The organism is Micropruina sp. (genome assembly GCF_047607385.1).
Taxonomy (GTDB): Bacteria; Actinomycetota; Actinomycetes; order Propionibacteriales; family Propionibacteriaceae; genus Micropruina.
The window spans coordinates 1-4,750 of record NZ_JASGDE010000216.1; the positions used below are offsets into that span (position 1 = coordinate 1).

5 protein-coding genes are annotated in these 4,750 nt (G+C 67.0%); 1 reads left to right on the plus strand and 4 read right to left on the minus strand.

Annotated elements, in window-relative coordinates:
* Positions 1-43: 43 nt before the first annotated feature.
* The 4 genes from tsf to QM582_RS18625 form a co-directional block, all read right to left on the minus strand.
* Positions 44-856 (minus strand): translation elongation factor Ts, encoded by an 813-nt coding sequence (gene tsf, locus QM582_RS18610; protein WP_415086948.1) that lies wholly within the window; start codon positions 854-856, stop codon positions 44-46.
* A 33-nt stretch (positions 857-889) separates the two neighbouring features.
* Complete coding sequence (gene rpsB / locus QM582_RS18615) at positions 890-1,855, minus strand: 30S ribosomal protein S2 (protein WP_415086950.1); 966 nt, start codon at positions 1,853-1,855, stop codon at positions 890-892.
* 462 nt (positions 1,856-2,317) lie between these two features.
* Positions 2,318-2,476 (minus strand): SelB C-terminal domain-containing protein, encoded by a 159-nt coding sequence (locus tag QM582_RS18620; protein ID WP_415086954.1) that lies wholly within the window; start codon positions 2,474-2,476, stop codon positions 2,318-2,320.
* Positions 2,477-3,378: 902 nt separating this feature from the next.
* Positions 3,379-3,561 (minus strand): hypothetical protein, encoded by a 183-nt coding sequence (locus tag QM582_RS18625; protein WP_415086951.1) that lies wholly within the window; start codon positions 3,559-3,561, stop codon positions 3,379-3,381.
* 651 nt (positions 3,562-4,212) lie between these two features.
* Between QM582_RS18625 and QM582_RS18630 the strand changes: the two genes are divergently transcribed.
* Positions 4,213-4,750, plus strand: a 538-nt coding sequence (locus QM582_RS18630) for a M23 family metallopeptidase (RefSeq protein WP_415086953.1), incomplete at its 3' end; no start/stop codon positions are given.

Consider the following 4,750-nt stretch of genomic DNA (forward strand, 5'->3'; position numbering starts at 1 on the left):
CCCCACGACACTCTAGTTTGCTGTTCTGACAGTTCCGGACGGTTCAGGCGCCGGCGGCGAAGCGCACGAAGCGCTTCACGGTCACGCCGTTCTCTTTGAGCAGCTGCCCGACGGTCTTCTTGTCGTCGGAGACCGAGGGCTGCTCGACCAGACAGACGTCCTTGAAGAAGCCGCCGAGGCGACCCTCGACGATCCGCGGGATGATCTTGTCGGGCTTGCCCTCTTCCTTGGCGGTCAGCTCGGCGATGTGCCGCTCGTGATCCAGCACCTCGGCCGGAACCTCGTCGCGGGTCACGTACTGCGGCGACATGGCCGCGATCTGCATCGCGATGCCGCGGACGAAGTCGGTCTCGCCACCCTCGTGCTCGACCATCACGCCGACCTGCGGGGGCAGATCCGAGGACCGCTTGTGCAGGTAGATGGTGACGTCGCCCTCGTAGCTGGCGGCGTTGGCCACCTCGAGCTTCTCGCCGATCTTGGCGGCCAGTTCGGCGACCGTGTCGGCGACCGTCTTGCCGGAGGCCAGGACGACCGCGTTGGCGGCGGCCACGTCGGTCGCGCCGGCGGCGTCCGCGGCGGCGGCGATCTCGTCGGCCAGGGCGATGAACTCGGCGTTCTTGGCGACGAAGTCGGTCTCGGCGCCGAGCTGGATCACGCTCTTGCCGGCCGCGGCGACCAGGCCGTTGGAGGCCTCCCGGTCGGACCGCTTGGCCATCTTCGCCTGGCCGGTCACCCGGAGGATCTCGACCGCGGCGTCGTAGTCGCCGCCGGCCTCGGTGAGGGCCTTCTTGGCGTCCATCATTCCGGCGCCGGTGGCGTCGCGGAGCTTCTTCACATCAGCGGCAGTGATTGCCATGTCTGCTCTCTTCGTTCCTGTTCGTGCGATGGGTCACTTGGTGTCGGCGGCGGCTTCGGCCTCGACGGCCGGCTCGACGGTCTCGCCGGCGGCGGCCTCGGCGGCCTGGACGTCCTGCGCCACCTCGGCGGACTGCTCGGCAGCGCCGGTCACGGCACCCTCGACGGCCTCCGCCAGCTCGGCGGCCTGGACGTCGGAGCCCTCGACGGCCTGCGCCTCGGCGGCCGGAGCCTCATCGGTGGCGCCCAGCAGCTCGCGCTCCCAGTCGGCCATCGGCTCGGCCTCTTCACCGGTGGCGGCGGCACCCCGGCTGCGGACCAGCAGGCCCTCGGCCACGGCGTCGGCGACCACCCGGGTCAGCAGGGCGACGGAACGGATCGCGTCGTCGTTGCCGGGGATGGCGAAGTCGACCTCGTCGGGGTCGCAGTTGGTGTCCAGGATGCCGACGATCGGGATCCGCAGCTTGCGGGCCTCGTCGATCGCCAGGTGCTCCTTCTTGGTGTCGACCACCCAGACCGCCTGCGGCAGCTTGCCCATGTCGCGGATGCCGGACAGCGTCTTGGCCAGCTTGTCCTTCTTGCGGCGCTGCTGCAGCAGCTCCTTCTTGGTCAGCCCGGACGCGGCGACGTCGTCGAAGTTGATGCCTTCGAGCTCCTTCATCTTGCCGATCCGCTTGCTGATGGTGGCGAAGTTGGTCAGCATGCCGCCCAGCCAGCGCTGGTTCACGTAGGGCATTCCCACCCGGGTGGCCTGCTCGGCGATGGCCTCCTGGGCCTGCTTCTTGGTGCCGACGAACAGGATCTGCCCGCCGCGGGCGACGGTGTCGCGGACGAACGCGTACGCCTGGTCGATGTAGCTCAGCGACTGCTGCAGGTCGATGATGTAGATGCCGTTGCGCTCGGCGAAGATGAACTTCTTCATCTTCGGGTTCCAACGACGGGTCTGGTGCCCGAAGTGGACACCGCTCTCCAGCAGCTGACGCGTGGTGACGACGGCCATGGCCGTTCCTTTCTGCGCGGGTCGCGCGGCGGCGCGGAACCCGCTTGGGTTGTCCGGGCCGAGACCTTCGGCCCGCCTGATGCGACCGTTGCCGTTCCACCCCTTGCGGGGACCGCGGAGGCAACCCGTCGAGCGCGACGGTTCGAGGTGCATGCGAAGTCGACCCGGATCTGCCGAGTCGCTGTGGCTGATTCTACGACGAGCCGGTTGGGGTTGTCGAAACCGGATGCCTCATCGAGGAAGCCTGGCGGGTGGAGTTCACCCTGGCGGCACGCAAGGCCAACTCGACCTCGAAGCACACGGCGGCCGCACCCCGGCCGGGGTCACCGCCCGCATCGCGCGACGCATCCTCGCCCTGACCACCGCCATCTGGCACAACCACCACACAAACACCCTAGCCAGAAGAACACTGACCGCCTACGACCCCCCAGGAATTGATCATCTAGAGCAGAGCAGAGCCACCTACCGCACGGCGATACGTCGAGTAGCGTCAATCCGGCGAGTCCACCCCCGTGCGTCCAGAAGCTCTAACAAGGGGATCGCGACCCGGCGTGTTGTATCTAGTGTCTTTCGTGCCTCGCTGACCGTGAAGGGCTGATCGATGGCCGCGAGGAGACGCATTGCTAGCTCGGGCCCCTCCGGGAGGAGAACTACTCCTCCGTTGAGCCGCAGCAGGCGCCCGGCACGTTCAGCGGCGGCTAGTTGGCTTTGGCCCAGGTGCAGAGCCCGCAGATCGTCGGCTTCCGGTGCAGCGAACGGGCTCTGGTTCAGCCGATCCTCCACCTGCACCACCGCAGCTTCGGCCCCTCCAAGATCGACCGCGTAGCCACCCGGCCTGCGCAGCACAAGCCTGTCACCGACCTGCAACGGTAGGGGTAGTCGAAGGTGATCCGTGCATGCTCGCTGCCCAACGGCCGCATCGTTGGTGAGATATCTGGCTACCCGGTGATTGGCGAAACTACGAGCGATTTCGGAATTCGAATCCGCTAACCGAAGTTTAGCTGCCAAGATCTTATGAATAGCGTACGAACACCTCGTCGGTGTGCCCCGCCCACTGCAGCGCGAACCGCCAGCAACCAGGACTGGGCATATCCACGACAGACGGCCCCGGGCCGTCGGGCAGTGTCCTCGTGACGGTTACTCCACTCACCTGCTCGACCGCGATGATCTGGAGCGGCGCTGCGCTGTCTTTGGCGATCCACAGGATCTTATTGGCTCGCCCAGGCTTGCTGGGAGCACTCAGCGGCCAGCCGAACGGCACCCCGACCATAGCCTGCTCAGTCGAACGCAGATAAGCGACGGGACGGCGATCCGACTGGGGGAACTCTTCGCGCGCCCACGCAGGAAGAACAGCGCTCACCGGGTCCAGACAGGCCCACGAGGTGCGATCTTCGACCTCAGAAACACTTGGCGTTGGCTCCACGGATGACGTGCACGCCGTGACAAAAGACAAGGTGAGCACTAAACTTAGGGTACAAACCCGCAGCCATCGACACCTCGATGCCGCCGCGAACGATTCGGCCCTACCGCGCGGCACGAATGCGCACCACTTCATCATCTGGCCCACTCCAGACCTCCAGGGCTGCGAAAAGTCGCACAACGGAAGTCGGAAATGCGGCCTGTCTCGAGAGGAGTTCCGAAATGGCGTTGGCTGCAGCCTGGGGAAATGCCAACTTGCCTGCGCCGGCGACGACCAGGCTGGCCATCAGCGCAGCGTACCCAGATGCGGCGAACCACTTTACTGCCGTCATGCTACCCCGCAACCGGTCGTACTTTGGTCCCCTGCGGTCCGGAACCGGGCCGGCCCAAATCTTGCCGTTGACGGTAGCCCACCCAGACGGAGATGACAAGGGTCAGTGACCAAGAGCATGACACATCGTTTCGAGATGCCGGCGCAGCAGAGTTGTTGACTCGCTGGTCTCCGCTCGGCTCGCGGATGAAGTAGGCGTCTGACTGACGACGACATGAACGTCGTTTGTCTTGGTGCAGCGTTGGGCTTGGCCACGGCCATGGGCGAGTTCGAACGGTTGCCATGGAGTCTGATGGTGCGTTTGAGCCCGATCAGGTCGTTGCCGCAGCGCCGAACCGGCACGGTTGTCCCGACCAAGCAGGAGTAGTGAAGGATCTAGGGTTCCCAGACCGCAGCCGCTTTCGGAGCCGGTCGACAGCTGACATGGGATTTCTTGAACCCCGTTACGCGACCTGTCGGCAATGGTCGATCGCCGATCGACGCGCTTGCGGGCGGCCAGCGACAGTTCGCGACCTGAGATCTCACGACGGAGTCGACAGGGCCCGCGCTCACCGATTGTGAACACTTTCGCGGCCGCGGGTCCTTACTGAGCACGGAGGTGGTTGGCATGCGTCGCGCGGTCGTCCGGTGGGCATCGGTGCTGGCTCTGGCCTGGGTGGTGTTGGTGACGGCGGCTCCCGAGAGCCGGGCCTTCGGGTCGGTGCGCCCCGTGCCCGGGCCGGTGCTGCGCGGCTTCGACCCGCCGGCGCAGGACTGGCTGAGCGGTCACCGCGGCGTCGACCTGGCGGCACCGGTGGGCAGCGAGGTGCGGGCGGCGGCGTCCGGACGGGTGAGTGTGGCCCAGGTCATCGCCGGACGCGGCGTGGTGGCGATCGTGCACGGCGAGCTCCGGACCACCTACGAGCCGGTGCGGGCCCGGGTCCGGGTGGGTGAGCAGGTGCGGGCCGGCGACGTGATCGGGACGGTCGAAGCCGGGCACTGCCCGGCCGGCTGCCTGCACTTCGGGTTGAAGCGCGGCGAGGAATACCTCGATCCGCTCGGCGGCTCGTCGGTGCGGCTGCTGCCGGAAACGGCGGTGGCGCAGGCCCGCAAGCTGGCGGCCGAGCGGGCGGCGGCGCTCGCCGCGGCGGCGTCCGCTCCGACGA

What these genes read in the sequence shown, in the direction of transcription:
- tsf (WP_415086948.1), bottom strand. Translation starts at nt 856, where the DNA reads ATGGCAATCACTGCCGCTGATGTGAAGAAGCTCCGCGACGCCACCGGC.
- rpsB (WP_415086950.1), bottom strand. Translation starts at nt 1,855, where the DNA reads ATGGCCGTCGTCACCACGCGTCAGCTGCTGGAGAGCGGTGTCCACTTC.
- QM582_RS18620 (WP_415086954.1), bottom strand. Translation starts at nt 2,476, where the DNA reads ATGCGTCTCCTCGCGGCCATCGATCAGCCCTTCACGGTCAGCGAGGCA.
- QM582_RS18625 (WP_415086951.1), bottom strand. Translation starts at nt 3,561, where the DNA reads ATGGCCAGCCTGGTCGTCGCCGGCGCAGGCAAGTTGGCATTTCCCCAG.